The organism is Shinella sp. 838 (assembly GCF_029623935.1).
In the GTDB taxonomy this organism is placed as follows: Bacteria; Pseudomonadota; Alphaproteobacteria; order Rhizobiales; family Rhizobiaceae; genus Shinella.
The window spans coordinates 1,306,454-1,322,245 of record NZ_JARSBQ010000001.1 but is presented as its reverse complement, the minus strand read 5'-3'; the positions used below and the strand labels follow the sequence as shown (position 1 = coordinate 1,322,245).

Annotated in this window: 12 protein-coding genes; 6 read left to right on the top strand and 6 right to left on the bottom strand. The window is 62.7% G+C overall.

What is annotated here, in order from left to right:
* Nucleotides 1-3 precede the first annotated feature (3 nt).
* Nucleotides 4-1,095: a sensor histidine kinase gene (locus P9A16_RS06240; protein WP_023513406.1), complete on the bottom strand. Its 1,092-nt coding sequence runs from the start codon at nucleotides 1,093-1,095 to the stop codon at nucleotides 4-6.
* Nucleotides 1,096-1,299: 204 nt separating this feature from the next.
* On the opposite strand from P9A16_RS06240, the gene P9A16_RS06235 reads away from it, so the two are divergent.
* Nucleotides 1,300-1,932 carry a M10 family metallopeptidase C-terminal domain-containing protein gene (locus P9A16_RS06235; protein WP_023513405.1) on the top strand — a complete coding sequence of 211 codons (633 nt, stop codon included), beginning with the start codon at nucleotides 1,300-1,302 and terminating at the stop codon, nucleotides 1,930-1,932.
* Nucleotides 1,933-1,999: 67 nt separating this feature from the next.
* Here P9A16_RS06235 and P9A16_RS06230 read toward each other — a convergent pair whose 3' ends face one another.
* Nucleotides 2,000-2,950, bottom strand: a complete 951-nt coding sequence (locus P9A16_RS06230; protein WP_037405545.1) for an alpha/beta hydrolase family protein — start codon at nucleotides 2,948-2,950, stop codon at nucleotides 2,000-2,002.
* A gap of 213 nt (nucleotides 2,951-3,163) precedes the next feature.
* Between P9A16_RS06230 and P9A16_RS06225 the strand changes: the two genes are divergently transcribed.
* Nucleotides 3,164-4,069, top strand: a complete 906-nt coding sequence (locus P9A16_RS06225) for a LysR family transcriptional regulator (protein ID WP_245290348.1) — start codon at nucleotides 3,164-3,166, stop codon at nucleotides 4,067-4,069.
* Nucleotides 4,070-4,099: 30 nt separating this feature from the next.
* Here the strand turns inward: P9A16_RS06225 and P9A16_RS06220 are convergent, their stop codons facing one another.
* On the bottom strand, nucleotides 4,100-5,044 hold the full coding sequence (locus P9A16_RS06220) for a DUF3137 domain-containing protein (RefSeq protein WP_023516738.1): 945 nt from the start codon (nucleotides 5,042-5,044) through the stop codon (nucleotides 4,100-4,102).
* Between the two features lie 112 nt (nucleotides 5,045-5,156).
* Between P9A16_RS06220 and uvrB the strand changes: the two genes are divergently transcribed.
* Complete coding sequence (gene uvrB / locus P9A16_RS06215; RefSeq protein WP_024270137.1) at nucleotides 5,157-8,225, top strand: excinuclease ABC subunit UvrB; 3,069 nt, start codon at nucleotides 5,157-5,159, stop codon at nucleotides 8,223-8,225.
* 33 nt (nucleotides 8,226-8,258) lie between these two features.
* Here the strand turns inward: uvrB and P9A16_RS06210 are convergent, their stop codons facing one another.
* On the bottom strand, nucleotides 8,259-9,956 hold the full coding sequence (locus P9A16_RS06210) for an ATP-dependent nuclease (RefSeq protein WP_024270138.1): 1,698 nt from the start codon (nucleotides 9,954-9,956) through the stop codon (nucleotides 8,259-8,261).
* 938 nt (nucleotides 9,957-10,894) lie between these two features.
* Here P9A16_RS06210 and P9A16_RS06205 point away from each other — a divergent pair.
* Nucleotides 10,895-11,320: a hypothetical protein gene (locus tag P9A16_RS06205; RefSeq protein WP_024270462.1), complete on the top strand. Its 426-nt coding sequence runs from the start codon at nucleotides 10,895-10,897 to the stop codon at nucleotides 11,318-11,320.
* Nucleotides 11,321-11,335: 15 nt separating this feature from the next.
* Here the strand turns inward: P9A16_RS06205 and P9A16_RS06200 are convergent, their stop codons facing one another.
* Together P9A16_RS06200 and dusA are read right to left on the bottom strand one after the other, a co-directional pair.
* Complete coding sequence (locus P9A16_RS06200; protein WP_130515702.1) at nucleotides 11,336-11,923, bottom strand: J domain-containing protein; 588 nt, start codon at nucleotides 11,921-11,923, stop codon at nucleotides 11,336-11,338.
* 121 nt (nucleotides 11,924-12,044) lie between these two features.
* Nucleotides 12,045-13,112 (bottom strand): tRNA dihydrouridine(20/20a) synthase DusA, encoded by a 1,068-nt coding sequence (dusA, locus tag P9A16_RS06195; protein WP_023515524.1) that lies wholly within the window; start codon nucleotides 13,110-13,112, stop codon nucleotides 12,045-12,047.
* Between the two features lie 107 nt (nucleotides 13,113-13,219).
* Between dusA and P9A16_RS06190 the strand changes: the two genes are divergently transcribed.
* The gene (locus P9A16_RS06190) at nucleotides 13,220-13,747 is read left to right on the top strand and encodes a gamma carbonic anhydrase family protein (RefSeq protein WP_023515523.1); all 528 of its coding nucleotides are present in this window, start codon (nucleotides 13,220-13,222) and stop codon (nucleotides 13,745-13,747) included.
* A gap of 97 nt (nucleotides 13,748-13,844) precedes the next feature.
* Nucleotides 13,845-15,755, top strand: a complete 1,911-nt coding sequence (locus P9A16_RS06185) for a caspase family protein (protein WP_023515522.1) — start codon at nucleotides 13,845-13,847, stop codon at nucleotides 15,753-15,755.
* The last annotated feature ends 37 nt before the right edge of the window (nucleotides 15,756-15,792 follow it).

Sequence of the window (15,792 nt, the reverse complement as noted above, 5' to 3'; positions counted from 1 at the left end):
CGTTCATGCGGTCCTGATAGGCATGGTCAGGGTCACCCGGAATCGGCCATCGCTGGTCCGGCCGTAGTGAAACCCACTTGCGTCGGGAAAGCGCCGTGACAGGCGCTCGCCGACATTTCTGAGGCCGATGCCGAAACTCGCCCCGCCGGGCTGCTGGTCGGCAAGCGCCATGTCGTTCTCGACGAAGAGCCACAGGCGGCCCGCCTCCTGCCTGGCACGGATGGCGATGGTCACACCCCCTGTCTTGCGGCAGGCGCCGTGCTTGACGGCATTTTCCACGAGCGGCTGGAGGATGAGGCTCGGCACAGGAACCTTGCGCAGCTCCTCCGGCAGGTCGATCTCCACCGCCATACGGTCGGAAAAGCGGCGCTGCTCGATGGTGAGGTAACCGGCTTGCAAGGCGACCTCCTCCTCCAGCAACAGGTCCTGCAGCGGATCGAGCGCCAGCGTCGTGCGCAGATAGGCCGAGAGGGAGAAGACCATGTCGCGTGCGTCGTCGCGCTCGCCTTCCTCGATCAGCCCGGCCATGGAATTGAGCGTGTTGAACAGGAAATGCGGGTTGAGCTGGTAGCGCAGCGCCCGCATCTGCGCCGCCATGGCCTCCTCGCGCATCTGCGCCAGCCGCCGCTCGCGGTCGCGCAGGTCGAAGCTGTAGGACAGGGCGAGGAACAGGCAGCTCCAGCCGAAATAGAGCGACGTCCCGTAGATCACGTTGTAGGCGATGCTCGTCATGTCCCACACCGGCGCCTCGGGATAGACGCAGATCGTGTAGATCGCATAGTCGATGCCGCAATAGAGCACACCGCCGACGAGCGACAGCACGAAGCACAGCACGGCCTTGACCGGCAGCGCCAGCGCCTTCAGCCGGATCAGCACCATCGTCAGGACCACAGCCAGCAGAGCGGCGCCCGACAGGAGGAAGAGCTTGCCGATCGCCGATTCGATCGGGTCCGTGCCCGCCAGCCCCCACAACAGGCTGGAGCTCAGAAAAACGGCAACGAGATACAGCCCGCCGAAGCGCAACGTTGCCCGTTGCAGCTGCGATTCGCTCTGGTCGGCGTGAAAAACAAATGGCAGACTCGATACCGTGCTCATTTCGCGAATAATCGTTTTTTCCCGGAAAACTGTCGAGTGCCGTTCACCGACGAAAATCAACCGTTCGTCGAAAGTGCGACCGTTCGGCTGTCGCTTTGCGCCCCTTCGCCGCCCCCGCGCTTCACAAGCCGGCCCGCTCCCGACCATTCATGCGCACCGGTTGGCTGAAAGGCCGCCGATGTTTCATGATTCCGGAGATATTCTATGGCTACCCTCAAAGGTGACAACAAGAACAACTTCCTGATGGCGGACCCGATGAACGGTGATTCCGTCTACAAGATCTATGGCTACGGCGGCAACGACCGGATTTTTGGCCATTCCAGTGCCCACAACAAGATCTACGGCGGTGATGGCAACGACATCATCTACGGCGGCGACTACAAGAACACGATCGAGGGCGGCAAGGGCAACGACCAGATCCATGGCGGCGACGGCCGCGACGTCATCATCGGCGGCGCCGGTGTCGACAAGCTGTGGGGCGGCGACGGCGGGGACCGCTTCGTCTTCAAGAGCATCTCGGAGATCGGCAAGGCCGAAGGCCGCCGCGACGTGATCGAGCAGTTCAAGTCCAACACCTTCGACGGCCGCGACAAGATCGACCTGTCCGCCATCGACGCCATCGCCGGCACCAAGAAGAACGACGCCTTCACCTGGGTCGCCAAGGAAGGCGCTGCCTTCAGCGGCAAGAAGGGCGAACTGACCTGGACCGAGACCCAGCTCAACAACGGCCACTACACCAAGCTCGTCCTCGGCGACGTCAACGGCGACAAGAAGGCCGACTTCATCCTGGAAGTCGATTCCTTCAGCGACCTTTACAAGGGTGACTTCATCCTCTGATCGCTCCTCCCAAGCGGCGCGAAACGCCGGCTTCGCCGGCGTTTTGTTTTCTATCCGCCTCAAGGCGTCAGTTCATGTACCGGGCCAGATACGACAGCACCTTCTCGGGATGGCGGCCGAACCAGTTGTAGCCGTCTTCGAAGCGCTTCGTCGTGCCTTCGATCCAGTGAAGCTCCTTGTCAGTGCTTGCCAGCGCGTCGAATGTGCTCTGCGCGTCGCTCGGATTGTTGATGATCGCATCGTCCTTCACTTGCCACATCAGGACGGGGAGCTTGATGTTCGGCGCCCAAAGCCTGCCCGACATGTCCGCAGCGGCAAAACCACCCAGCTTGAGAAGTTCCAGATCGATCAGTTCCTGATACTGCGCGATACCCTGGTAGCCGCTGAGCTTGGTGAAGACCGACGTCATGTTCGGCACCAGCGGGCTGAGCAGGCATCTGACGTTCTCGAAAAGCTCGGGACGCTTGCTGATCGCCGCATATTGCGAGACGCCGCCCAGGCACTGGCTGAACAAGGCGACATCCATCTTGCCCAGGCGCGGATGGGCATCGACGAACGTCTTCACACCGACGCAGTCGCGCCATTCCCACTGGCCGACGCCGCAGACCCCGCCATTGGCCGCACCGCTCTGCCCGTGGTTGCGGAAATCATAGGTCAGAACGTTGTAGCCGGCATCGGTCAAATGCTTGTACTGGATCACAAAGTCGATCTCGACCGGCTCGATGAAGTCGGCCCAGGGCTTGCCCATATGGCCGGGATAGCCGGCACGGCACATCGGAAGGGCGTGGTTGAAGATGACGAGTTTGTTGCTCTCGCCGCCCTTGGCCGGAATGTACCAGGCTTCGAGCGGCGTGCCGTCGTCCGAGGGGATGGACAGGTCGTGCCAGCCTTCCATGCCGTATTCGTCGGGGTTCTTGAAGATGAAGCTGCGCGGCATCTTCACCATGCCGGCCAGCGCCTTGACCTTGGCGTGATCCTCCGGGGAGACGGTTTTTTCCTGCTCCAGGGCCGTCCGCATTCTTTCCTTTGAAATTCCGGTCACAACATGACTCCTTTATCTGTCCGAAGATGGGGTATCCGATCGAGACCATGCTGGCGTGCCGAAGCATGATGTCCGTGGATATAGGGCGCATGCTAAACGGGGGAATGGATCGGATAAACCGCCTGGACACGACATCAGTGTTTAGTCATAACTGACAATATGCCACTTGATCCCTCCCTGCTCCCCGCCATGGCGTGGTTCGTCCACGTGGCCCGCCGCCGCAGCTTCACAAAGGCGGCCACGGAAATGGAGGTGACGCGCGCGACCGTGTCCCAGCATCTGAAATCGCTGGAGCGGCACCTGAACGTGCGGCTGCTGCACCGCACCACACGCGACATGTCGCTCACGGAAGAGGGCCGGCGTCTGTTCGACGTGCTGCAGCCCGCCTTTGCCGCGATCGAGGGCGCGGTCACCGACCTCGGGGAGGCCGGCGCCGAGCCGTCGGGCATGATCCGGCTGTCCGTTTCCCGCGTCGCCGCCCGGTCGCTGATCGAGCCGCATATGGCGGCGTTCCTGGCGCTTTACCCGAAGCTGCGGCTGGAACTGGTGACGGACGACGGTTTCTCCAACATCGTCGCCGACGGGCTCGATGCCGGCATCCGGCTGGGGGAAAGTCTGGACGCGCACATGATCGCGGTGCCCATCACGCCGCCGATGCAGATGGCGATCGTCGGCTCGCCCAGCTATCTCGATCGCCGCGGCATTCCCGAGACGCCGCAGGACTTGAAGCATCACAACTGCCTGTCCTACCGCTTCACCTCAAGCGGCACCATCGACCGCTGGTCGTTCATCACGCCCGACGCCGAGGCACGCACCGTGGTCTACGAGCCCGACGGCAACGCCATCTTCAACGACGATGACAGCATGCTGCGTGCCGCGCTGCAGGGCGTCGGCCTGGTGCAGCACCTCGATCTGTGCGTCCGTCCCTATCTACAGGATGGCTCGCTGGTGCGGGTCCTGCTGCCCTGGGCCCACCCTCGCCCGAGCTTTTTCCTCTACGTGCCATCGCGCGCCCAGATGCCCGCCAAGACCCGCGCGCTCGTGGACTTCCTTGTCGAACAGCGCAAGAAACTCGCGCGGCAAATCGCCGGATAACAGGTCCGCCGAGCCCGGAGGCGACACCCTCTACCCGATCTTGCGCACCAGTTGCGCCGTCGCCAGCAGCGTCACGAGATCGCGGATCATCGGCCGGATATAGCGGTCGAAGTCGATCGGCGTGTCGACCGGCGGCAGCTCGAAGAAGTCCTTCTTCGTCGGCACCAGCAGGTAGCAGTCCCGGCCCTTGAGGGCGAGACGCACCACGTCGTCCCGCCACACGCTCGCGAGGTAATCCAGCGCCTTCGCGAGCGTGCCCTGCACGATGGGCGTTGCCGCCTCCGCCCGGTCGGTGCGGAACTCGTGATAGGCGTCGACGTCAGGGTTGCCGCTGGTGACGAGCGCCAGCACCCCGCCGCCGAAGAGGTCGCGCATGAAGCGATGCACGGCGTTCGGTTTCCGCACCGCGACCAGAAGGCCGGGAAACGCCTCCTCCCGCTCGAAATGGAAGATCACGCCCTTGAAGGTCGTCTGCCGGCTCTTGCCGCTGCCGGTGCTGAGCTCCGTCTCGGAGAGCGTGAAGGCCAGCCCTTCGTGCACGCCCGCGATCATGTCGCCGTGTTCGGAGCGGTCGCGCGGCGCGAACTCCTTGTCCGGCATGCCCGAGAGGAACCGCGGCGTCGCGCCGTGCACATATTGCACCTCGTCGACGAAGCCGAAGACCAGCGGCAGCATGCGGTCGCGCAGGCCCTGCTGGAAGCGCGTCGCCGGCCCCACCGCGAACTTCCAGGCGAGGGTCGCCCCGAAGACCAGCACGCCCAGCGTGACGAAGGTCCAGTCCTCCTCGATCTGCGTGGCGACGAGATAGAGCAGCAGCGCCGAAAACAGCAGGTAGACGCCGAGCACCAGCGTCAGGTTGAGATACATGTCGCGCGCCACCTTCGGCCGCGCCGCATTGTAGGCCGCCACCGCCGCCCGCACCTCCTCGAGCGCCCCCTCCTTCGGCATCAGCGCCGCCTCGTCCACCGTGCTCATGCGCCCCCCCAACCCCGTTTCGAGGATAACGGCCGGAGCGCGCCGCAAATTCGTTTCCCTTTTGTACTCTTCACCCCTTCCCTTTCCGCATGACTCTCGCCATATTCCCCGCATGGCCAGAACCCCGAAAAAATCCTCGCCCTCGAACCCCGGTTTCGAGGAAGCCCCGCAGTCCGACTTCGAAGGCGCGCCGCTTTCGGGCAGCGTCTCCGACTGGGTGAAGCAGCTCGAAGCCGAGGCGGAGGCCGCCAGCGTCGAAAGCCGCCGCGAGGTCGCCTCGAAGGCCGGCAAGCACCGCAAGACCGTGGAGAACGCCGCCCGCCGCCACACCGAGCAGGTCACGGCGACGAAAACCTCCCGCGGCGTCTCGATCGGCGCTTCCTCCGACCCGAAGACCCGCGCCGCCGCCGGCCTCATGCCCGTCTCCGGCCTCGACGTTTCGCTGGAGGACGCCGCGTCCCTCGGCGCCGGCACCGCCGTCACCGCGACGGTGGACGCGCTGTCGAAGCTGATCGAGAGCGGCAACCCGCTGTTCAAGGACGGCAAGCTCTGGACGCCGCACCGCCCCGCCCGCCCGGCCAAGTCGGAGGGCGGCATCCCGATCCGCATGGTCACCGAATACAAGCCCGCCGGCGACCAGCCGACCGCCATCAGGGACCTCGTCGAGGGACTGTCGGACGGCGAGCGCAGCCAGGTCCTGCTCGGCGTCACCGGCTCGGGCAAAACCTTCACCATGGCCAAGGTGATCGAGGAGACGCAGCGCCCCGCCGTCATCCTCGCGCCGAACAAGACGCTGGCCGCCCAGCTCTATTCCGAGTTCAAGAACTTCTTCCCGGAAAACGCGGTCGAGTATTTCGTCTCCTACTACGACTACTACCAGCCGGAAGCCTATGTGCCGCGTTCCGACACGTTCATCGAGAAGGAGAGTTCGATCAACGAGCAGATCGACCGCATGCGCCACTCCGCGACGCGCTCGCTGCTGGAGCGCGACGACTGCATCATCGTCGCCTCGGTCTCCTGCATCTACGGTATCGGCTCGGTCGAGACCTACACCGCCATGACCTTCCAGATGGAGGTCGGCGAACGGCTCGACCAGCGCCAGCTCCTGGCCGACCTCGTCGCCCAGCAATACAAGCGCCGCGAGATGGATTTCCAGCGCGGCTCCTTCCGCGTGCGCGGCGACACGATCGAAATCTTCCCCGCCCACCTGGAAGATGCCGCCTGGCGCATCTCGATGTTCGGCGACGAGATCGACGCGATCACCGAGTTCGACCCGCTGACCGGCCAGAAGACCGGCGACCTGAAATCGGTAAAAATCTACGCCAACAGCCACTACGTCACCCCCCGCCCGACGCTGAACGGCGCCATCAAGGGCATCCGCGAGGAGCTGAAACACCGCCTGACCGAGCTGGAAAAGGCCGGCCGCCTCTTGGAAGCCCAGCGCCTCGAACAGCGCACGCGCTACGACCTCGAAATGCTCGAAGCCACCGGCTCCTGCGCCGGCATCGAAAACTATTCGCGCTACCTGACCGGCCGCCGCCCCGGCGAGCCGCCGCCGACCCTCTTCGAATACGTGCCCGACAACGCGCTGATCTTCATCGACGAAAGCCACGTCACCATCCCGCAGATCGGCGCCATGTACCGCGGCGACTTCCGCCGCAAGGCGACGCTGGCCGAATACGGTTTTCGCCTGCCCTCCTGCATGGACAACCGCCCGCTGCGCTTCGAGGAATGGGACGCCATGCGCCCGGACACCGTCGCCGTCTCGGCGACGCCCGGCGGCTGGGAGCTGGAACAGTCCGGCGGCGTCTTCGCCGAACAGGTCATCCGCCCGACCGGCCTCATCGACCCGCCCGTCGAGGTGCGCCCGGCCAAGAGCCAGGTCGACGATGTGCTGGGCGAAATCCGCGAGACCGCTGAGGCCGGCTACCGCACGCTCGTCACCGTGCTCACCAAGCGCATGGCCGAGGACCTTACCGAATACCTGCACGAACAGGGCGTTCGCGTGCGCTACATGCACTCGGACATCGACACGCTTGAACGTATCGAGATCATCCGCGACCTCCGCCTCGGCGCCTTCGACGTGCTGGTTGGTATCAACCTGCTGCGCGAAGGCCTCGACATCCCCGAATGCGGCTTCGTCGCCATCCTCGACGCCGACAAGGAAGGTTTCTTGCGCTCGGAAACGTCCCTCGTCCAGACCATCGGGCGCGCGGCGCGAAACGTCGACGGCAAGGTCATCCTCTACGCCGACCAGATCACCGGCTCCATGCAGCGCGCCATGGACGAGACGACCCGCCGCCGCGAAAAGCAGGTGGCCTACAACGAGGCCAACGGCATCACCCCGGAATCGGTGAAGGCAAAGATCTCCGACATCCTCGACAGCGTCTACGAGCGCGACCACGTCCGCGCCGACATTTCCGGCGTCTCCGGCAAGGGTTTTGCCGATGCCGGCCACCTCGTCGGCAACAACCTGAAGGCCCATCTCGAAGCGCTCGAAAAGCAGATGCGCGACGCCGCCGCCGACCTCGACTTCGAAGCCGCCGCCCGCATCCGCGACGAGATCAAGCGCCTCAAGGCCGCCGAACTCGCCGTCATGGACGACCCGATGGCAAGGCAGGAAGCGTCAGGCGCCGAAGGCGCAAGGGGGAGTGGAAAGGGCTCGGCGAAGGCCCAGGCCGGGAGCGGAAAGAGGAAAACCGGCACCGAGCACGAGTCGATCTCCCCCCTTGAGGGCGAGATGCCCGGCAGGGCAGAGGGGGATACCCCTTCCGGCAAACCCTCGGCAAAATCCCTCTTCCAGAAACCCTCGCTCGACGACATGGGCCCGGGCACCGACACCGAGCGCCCGCTCTTCCGCAAACCGCATCTGGACGAGATGGGCCGCGACGTCGCGGAGCCGGCGGGCAAATCCCTCTTCCGAAAGAACACGCTCGACGAAATGACCGTCGGCCGCACCGAAAAACCCGTCACCGGCGACCTGCCGGACCGCCCCCCGGAAACCCTCAGCACCAAGAAGCGCACCTCCCCCCTCCTCGAAGGCCAACCCGAGCGCGCGAACGGCGCCGAGGATGCCAAGCCGGTGCGGCGGGGGAAGGTTGGCGTGGGGAGCTATGAGGACCCCGCCGAGGCGAAGCGCAAGGGGCGGACGAAGGGGAAAACGGGGCGGCCGGGGCGATAGTAAAAACTTTAAATGCACTCAGTAAGGCACTTGTCAATCGAAAATTGTTTCCGTAGCAACTTTCGAAAGTTCACCAATTGCGCCATCTATAGATTGAAAAACAGCGAGAAATCGCTCGAAATCTTCTACTGAAGTCGACAAAGAAAGTTCAGCAAGCAGCTTATCTTGAGCCTTCGTTTTTCCGTTGTCAGAAAACTGGAAAGGCTCCACCAAACCTGCCGCATCCTCTGAGTAAGAACTAAAATAGCTCTTATTTTCACTATACATTGCCTTAATAAGACGATCAGGGAAAAGGCCTTCTATAGGAAAACCACTTCGAACAGAAACGAAGTGTCGATTACTTTCGAATGGTACGGGTGGCTTCCGACCACTCAAGTAACCTTGGAGATCTTTACGATATTTTACACCAGCATCATCTCCATCAAGGACTGTGACGAAAACGCATTCCTTTGATACAAATTCATAAGTCACTCGAACGAATTCCGCCAAGTCACGGACTCCAGAGAAAGTTATAAATTTTGCCTTCTCAAAATTAGGAAAATCTCCATCAGCTATAATTCCCGATGATTTCATATAATTAAATACAGACTCAAATATGGATCGGTCAGTTTTACCCTCAACCGCAATATTGTATTTTGCAAGGCTGTAATAATCCGAAAATTTGACCCCTATCGATTTGCGGATTTTATAGGTCGCATCATTAAAATTAGAAAATCTAGAAACAACTGTGTTTCCAGAGGTCTTTTCGCAGCCTAGAATATTTTCCACATTCTTCGGTACGAATGCCAACGAATGAGTAGTAATTATGACGTGCGAATTCACCGCCAAATGGCGAATTAGGTTGTTTACCGTTCTGGTAAGCTCAGGGTGAAGATATGATTCCGGCTCCTCAACTATCCACAGCACCTCCTTTCCATTGCTTCGTTTCCTTCCATCTATCCATCGAAGGCCTGCAAATATCGCAGCAGCCTGTATCCCCGTGCCTTTCCTCGATAATTCTGTACTAATATTATCGGAGATCATAAAATCAATTTTGCTTACTAAAGAATCTATGGATGATTCAGAAATGGATATATCGGCAGTAATTTCAGAAAGCCCAGCGCTAGACAGATAGTCATTAATGGATTCCGATGTTTTCTGCAAAATAGAATTTACGCTCGGAACAACAGAAACGATCGTTGGATTTATCTCAGTCTTCAATTCCGGAAAAATGAAATCTGTGAATATGTCAGAAAAACTCTTTGCGGATGGGACATAATAAACATGAAAATGGTCAAAAATTAAATCAAGCAATTCACCAAGTATTCTAGAATACTGCGCATTCTTTGCATTGTCTTTTGGACGCTTAACATTTCCAAAGAATTGATAAACAGGCTTCCTTTCATTAAAATACAAATTTAGAGAAACAATTCCATCGCCTTCAGGTGTAATTTCGTGCAAATTTCGCAGCTGATCATGAAGCTCCATAAAATGCTTATCCCATTCATGCTCGATTTCCGGCTTGAATGAGACAGTTATACTAGTCTTCTCACGTTGCACCCCATGTGGAAGATCAATCCTTGGATCATATTTATTCTGAACCCTACCCGAGAAAAATATCTCCAGCGCCCTTGCAATATTTGATTTTCCAGAATTATTTGGACCAACGATACTAACGAGACTGGGAGTCTCAAAATTGATCTCGTTTTTCACAGTTCTATAATTTTTTATTCTGACAGCTGCAATTTTCAAGGACAGTCTCCCTTGGGTATTCCACAAGCATAAATTGATTCGATATATTTGAAATCGCCATTTTACGACCAGTGAGATATGGCAAATTTCCCTTCATTTTCCCCGCCCCAACCACCCCATGCCATACTCCCCTCATCCCGCCGCGGATACACCGCAAGGCGTTGCGGCGAGGCGGGGTCGGCGCTTTTGGCGAGGGACGGACGTAAGCCGTCGCCAAGGGGGCTCGCGGAAAATGGTCTCCCTCCGGCGACACGGGGGAAGCGGCGGGGCGTCGGACCGGGCCCTCCGCTTCATGCCTCGAACGGCGCGCCGGGCGTGCCTGTGCGGCACACAAGGGGGCCGGGCGTGATGGATGCGTCGGCATCGTCCGCCGGAGCGGCGTTTTCCCGGGAAAGGCGTCAAAACCTTTCCGTCCGGGTGAGGCTCAAGGTGAGCCCGCCCGGCGCGCAAAACCGGACAAAACCGCCCCGGAAACCGGCGACGAACGTTCTTGCGCCCAGCCTTTGCAGAGAGACCCAAGTCGCGGGCAAAAACCGCCGAACGGGGCGCTGAAAGGCGTCATATACACTCTTCTGACAAGGCGGCTTCCAGCGCCCCGTCCGAAGCCCGATGCCCGCACCCCGGCGCATTTTTTGCGCGCGGGAAGGCGAACGCCTGTCCGCACGCTCCCCGGAACCGGCGCACCGCCCGCGCCCGCCCGGCCGGAGCGCCCCTTCCCGCGCCGCAGACGGCGGCGAAGCCGGGAGGCGGGCGCAAGAGCCCGTCCGGCTGAAACGAGACCGCTTCGCCGCCGGACGATGCGATAGAAACGGGATCGGAAAGCCTTTCCGGTGAACCGGATACCCCGGCACACCCCCCTCGGCAGGGCCGCAGTCCCGTGCAGCGCGCAACCGGCGCGGGCCGGCGCGGCATCCGCCCCAACCCCGACAGGAGCCCCGATGGCCGATCGCCCCCAGCCTCCCCCGTCCGACCTTGCCCTCCTCGTGCGCGCGGCCGAGATGCTGGCCTTGCCGCAGCGCGTCTGCCGCATCCGGAACTGCCGCCGCCGCGGGTACTGCGCCCGGTTCTTCCACGACACGCAGGAACCCTGCTGCCTCGACCATCTCGATGCGGAGCAGCGCCGCCTGTTCGACGATTTCGTCCAGATCGTGCGTGCTGTCAGGGATTTCGGCAATTCCCGCGGAAAGCTCGCCTTCGCCTCGCCCTGGCGCGAGACCCGCGCCCTTCAGGACGCCGCGGTGGAGGCCGCCCGTCCGCTCCTGCGCGGCGCCGCGCTTGCGGAGTACCGCGCCTTCGCCACCGCGCGGGCGAAAAACAGGCTGCCGGTGCGATACGAGGGCGACGAGCCGCCGCTGCCCCGTTGAGACGGCGCGGGCGGCCTATTCCGCCGCCTCGCCCTTGACCTCGACCGGCAGCGGTTCGAGCGCCGCCGCCAGCTCGTAGGAATAGCCCTCCAGCATGGAATAGGCCTGCTCGATGACCGCAATCTGCCCCTCCGCATTGCGGATCGCCTCGGCGATCGACTGCGAACGGGCGCGCAGCATGGAGCCGAGAAAATCCGTGCCGGGCTTGCGGCCGAGCCGGTCGATATGCTGGCGCACGCGGTTGCGGTGGCGCTCCAGCTCGAGGATGTGGAAGCGGCTCTTGACGATGTCGTCGGAGAGTTTTCGGCGCATCGCCGCCAGCGGATCGAAGCTGCCGGGCTCGCGCTCGTCGAGGATCACGTCGTTGACCAGCGGTTCGAGCAGCATCAGGCCCTTGAGGTCGCGCGGATCGGCGAGCTGCGGGTCGAAGCCGGTGTCGTCGAAGACCTTTCGGCGCACGGGATCGCGCAAAAGGTCGTAGCAGGTCTGCAGGCGGGCGAACTGGTCCGCGTCGCCGCCGGAATCCGGGTGCATGCCCTTGGCGGCCTTGCGATAGGCCGCCTTCACCTGGTTGTCGTCGGCATCGCGCTCTATTCCGAGCATGGCGTAGGGATCGATCACGCGGCCACCTGTCCGTCTTTTTGCACTGCGTCGTCTCTGTAACAAACTCTCCGACCCCTAGGGGACGAAATTGTGGTCGGCGCAAGGCGATGCACAGAAAGCGCTATTCCGCCGCCGCGGCCGTCTCGGCCCTGGCGGACAGCACCGCCGCGAAGGCCGCCGCGATCACCTCCGGCCCCGCCCCCGGCTTCGTCGCGTCGGTCGACAGGATCTGCCGGTATTTTCGCGCGCCCGGAAAGCCCTGGAAGAGCCCGATCATGTGCCGCGTGACATGCGCCACCCGTCCGCCGCGGGCGATCACCCCGCCCGCATAGGCCATCATCGCATCCCGCACCGCTTCCCAGTGCTCCGTGGAAAGAACCTTCGGATCGGATAGGCGACCAGCCGTCTGGAGCGGATGCAGAAAAAGAGTATCCACGCCCGCAAGGATGCCGCTATCCTGATACGCAGCCCGCCCGAGCATGACGCCGTCCAGCCCCGTCATCTCTTCGAGCGCCTGCCCCAGGGTGTGAAGCCCGCCGTTGAGCCCGACGAAAAGGTCCGGGTTCTCCGCCTTCAGCCGGCGCACCAGGCCGTAGTCGAGCGGCGGAATGTCCCGGTTCTCCTTCGGCGAGAGCCCCTGCAGCCAGGCCTTGCGGGCATGGACCCAGACGGCATCCGTCCCGGCGGCCCTCACGCGCGAAACAAGCTCGCGCAACGCCACCTCCGGATCCTGGTCGTCGACGCCGATGCGGCATTTGACCGTGACAGGAATGGCAACCGCCGCCTTCATCGCCGCCACGCAATCGGCGACAAGCTGGGGCTCGCGCATCAGGCAGGCGCCGAACGTGCCGGACTGCACCCGGTCCGACGGGCAGCCGACATTGAGGTTGATCTCGGCATAACCAAACCCCTCGCCGATCCGCGCCGCTTCGGCCAGTTTTGCCGGATCGTTGCCGCCGAGCTGGAGCGCGACGGGCTGCTCCACGGCGTCGAAACCGAGCAGTCGTTCGCGGTCGCCGCGCAGGATCGCATCCGCGACGATCATCTCAGTGAAGAGCAGCGCGTTCGTCGTGAGCTGGCGCGCGAAGACGCGGTAGTGGCGATCACTCCAGTCGATCATCGGCGCGGTGGCGAAAATCTTCGTCCCCGTTGTCACGGCCTGCTGGTAGAATGTGGCTGCGTTCGTCATGGCGCGGCTCATACTCCATATGGCCCGGAAAAACCACCCTGGCCTTTCCCCGCCCTCCTTCACCGGTGCTAGAGTGACGGCAGGAATCAGACCTGCCGGAGGAAACCATGCCGCTCTATGCCCTCGACGACCACGCCCCGAGCCTTCCCCAAGGCGACCGCTACTGGGTGGCGCCGGATGCGAACGTCATCGGCCGGGTCGTCCTCGGCGAGGATGTCGGCATCTGGTTCGGCGCCACGCTGCGCGGCGACAACGAGCCGATCACCGTCGGCGCACGCTCGAACATCCAGGAGGGCGTGATCGTGCATGTCGATCCCGGCAGACCAGTGACGATCGGCGAAGGCTGCACGATCGGTCACAGCGCCATCATCCACGGCTGCACCATCGGCGACAACTCCTTGATCGGCATGGGTGCGACGGTGCTGAACGGTGCGGTCATCGGCAAGAACTGCCTCGTCGGTGCCAATGCGCTGGTGACGGAAGGCAAGGTGTTTCCCGACAACTCGCTGATCGTCGGCGCGCCCGCCAAGGCGATCCGCACGCTGGACGACGAGGCGGTTGCCGGGCTCAGGCGCTCCGCCGAAAGCTATGTGCGCAACTGGCAGCGCTTCAAGATCGGCCTCAAGGCGCTCTGATCCCGGTATTCGACCGGAAAAATCCACCGGAAAAACTTCCCCGCCCGACAGGGTTGCGGCATACTTCTCCTCGCCATGAAGGCCGCGTGAGGGGACCATGCTGCTTCGTCTCGCCATCCTGCTTCTTGCCGTCGTCATCGGCCAGCCGGCCCTTGCCGCGCGCAAGGCCGCCCTTTTGATCGGCAATGCCACCTATGCCGCGCCGGCGACGGAGCTGAAGAACCCGCCCAACGACATCACGGCGATGAAGGCGACGCTGGAGACGGCCGGCTTCGAGGTGACGGTGCTCGAGAACGCCGGCCGCGCGGCGATGTCGCAGGCCCTTGCCGGCTTCGAGGAAAAGGTCGCCGGTGCCGATATCGGCCTCATCTACTATTCCGGCCATGGCATCGAGGTGAGCGGCGACAATTTCCTCATCCCCGTCGATGCGAAGCTCGCCTCGGACCGCGACGTCAAATACGAGACGATCCTGCTCGACGACCTCCTGCATGCGCTGGCCGGCGCCACGAAGCTGAAGCTCGTGCTGCTGGATGCCTGTCGCGACAACCCGTTCCTCACCTCGATGAAGCGGCCCTCCACCCGTGGCATCCCCACCCGGGGCCTCGCCCGCGTCGACAGCGCCGAAAGCAACATGCTGATCGGCTATGCCACTGCGCCCGGCGACGTGGCGCTCGACGGCGACGGCGCGATGAGCCCCTATGCCGCGGCGCTTTCCCGCCACCTCGTCACGCCGGGGCTGGAGATCGAGGCGGCGCTGCGCGCGGTCGCCAAGGACGTGTTCGAGGCGACGGACGGCAGGCAACGCCCGTTCAAGACGGGTTCGCTGTTCGAGACGGTTGTGCTCGGCGAAGGCCGTGCATCCGACGCCGCCGGCAGCGCCATCGGCCAGGGCGATCCCTGCCGGGATGCGAGCGCGCACTGGGCGGAAATCCGCGAGAGCAAGGACAAGGCGATGTTCGAGGATCATCTGCGCCTTTTCCCGGCCTGCGCCTTTACCAACATCGCCCGCCAGCGCATGGCCGCGCTCGCCCCCGCCGTCAGCCGGCAGGAAACATCCGGCGAAACCGAATGCGACCGCCTGGCGGCCGCCGAGAACGACCCGTTCAAGCTGGCCGCCGCCAAGGGCGTCGATTTCTACAAGATCGATTTCGCCCGCGCGATACCGGCCTGCGAGGCGGCGATACGCGAGAATCCCGACGAAAAGCGCTTCGCCTACCAGCTCGGCCGGGCGCTGGACAATGGCGGCCGCTTTGCCGAAGCGCTGGTGCAGTATCGCAAGGCCGCCGATCTCGGCAACCACCAGGCGATGCGCAATCTTGCGATTCTCTACGAGAATGGCGAAGGCACGGCGCAGGATCGCGCCGAGGCCATGCGCTGGTTCCGCAAATCCGCGGACCTCGGCAATGCCTTCGCGATGAACAAGGTCGGCCTCCTCTATGATGAAGGGCTGGGTGTCGCCAAGGACAAGAAGGAGGCCTACCGCTGGTTCAGCAAGGCCGCCGAGGCCGGCAACGCCGAAGCCATGACCAGCCTCGGCTTCGCACTGACCAACGGCGACGGGGTCAAGCAGAACCATGCACTGGCCCTGGAATGGTACCGGAAAGCCGCCGATGCCGGAAACGCGCAGGCCTACAACAACATCGGCACCATGTACGAACGTGGCCGCGCGGTGCGCAAGGACAAGCAGGAAGCATTGAAATGGTATGCGAAGGCCGCGGAAAACGGCAATGGCCAGGGCGCCCAGAACGCTGCCGCCATTCTCGACGGCATCGACACGGAAAACGATCCCGTCACGGCAGCGGCCTGGATGGAGAAAGCCCTTCGCCTCGGCCACCAGGGTGCGCGCTACCAGATGAAGGACAACACCACGGCCTGGTCGCTCAAGTTCCGCAAGGCCCTCCAGCAGCGGCTGGTCGAGGCAGGCGTCTATTCCGGCGCGATCGACGGCCAGTTCGGCCCCTCGACCATCCGCGCCGTCGAGGCGATCTTCGACAAGAAGGCGGGTTGAGACCTCCAGCCGAGCCAGCCGAAGCGCTCACGCTTCG

Excerpts from the sequence above, each read along its gene's own strand:
- P9A16_RS06230 (WP_037405545.1), bottom strand. The coding sequence starts at position 2,950 with ATGCGGACGGCCCTGGAGCAGGAAAAAACCGTCTCCCCGGAGGATCAC.
- P9A16_RS06220 (WP_023516738.1), bottom strand. The coding sequence starts at position 5,044 with ATGAGCACGGTGGACGAGGCGGCGCTGATGCCGAAGGAGGGGGCGCTC.
- P9A16_RS06190 (WP_023515523.1), top strand. The coding sequence starts at position 13,220 with ATGCCGCTCTATGCCCTCGACGACCACGCCCCGAGCCTTCCCCAAGGC.
- P9A16_RS06240 (WP_023513406.1), bottom strand. The coding sequence starts at position 1,095 with ATGAGCACGGTATCGAGTCTGCCATTTGTTTTTCACGCCGACCAGAGC.
- P9A16_RS06205 (WP_024270462.1), top strand. The coding sequence starts at position 10,895 with ATGGCCGATCGCCCCCAGCCTCCCCCGTCCGACCTTGCCCTCCTCGTG.
- uvrB (WP_024270137.1), top strand. The coding sequence starts at position 5,157 with ATGGCCAGAACCCCGAAAAAATCCTCGCCCTCGAACCCCGGTTTCGAG.
- dusA (WP_023515524.1), bottom strand. The coding sequence starts at position 13,112 with ATGACGAACGCAGCCACATTCTACCAGCAGGCCGTGACAACGGGGACG.
- P9A16_RS06225 (WP_245290348.1), top strand. The coding sequence starts at position 3,164 with ATGGCGTGGTTCGTCCACGTGGCCCGCCGCCGCAGCTTCACAAAGGCG.
- P9A16_RS06200 (WP_130515702.1), bottom strand. The coding sequence starts at position 11,923 with ATGCTCGGAATAGAGCGCGATGCCGACGACAACCAGGTGAAGGCGGCC.
- P9A16_RS06235 (WP_023513405.1), top strand. The coding sequence starts at position 1,300 with ATGGCTACCCTCAAAGGTGACAACAAGAACAACTTCCTGATGGCGGAC.
- P9A16_RS06185 (WP_023515522.1), top strand. The coding sequence starts at position 13,845 with ATGCTGCTTCGTCTCGCCATCCTGCTTCTTGCCGTCGTCATCGGCCAG.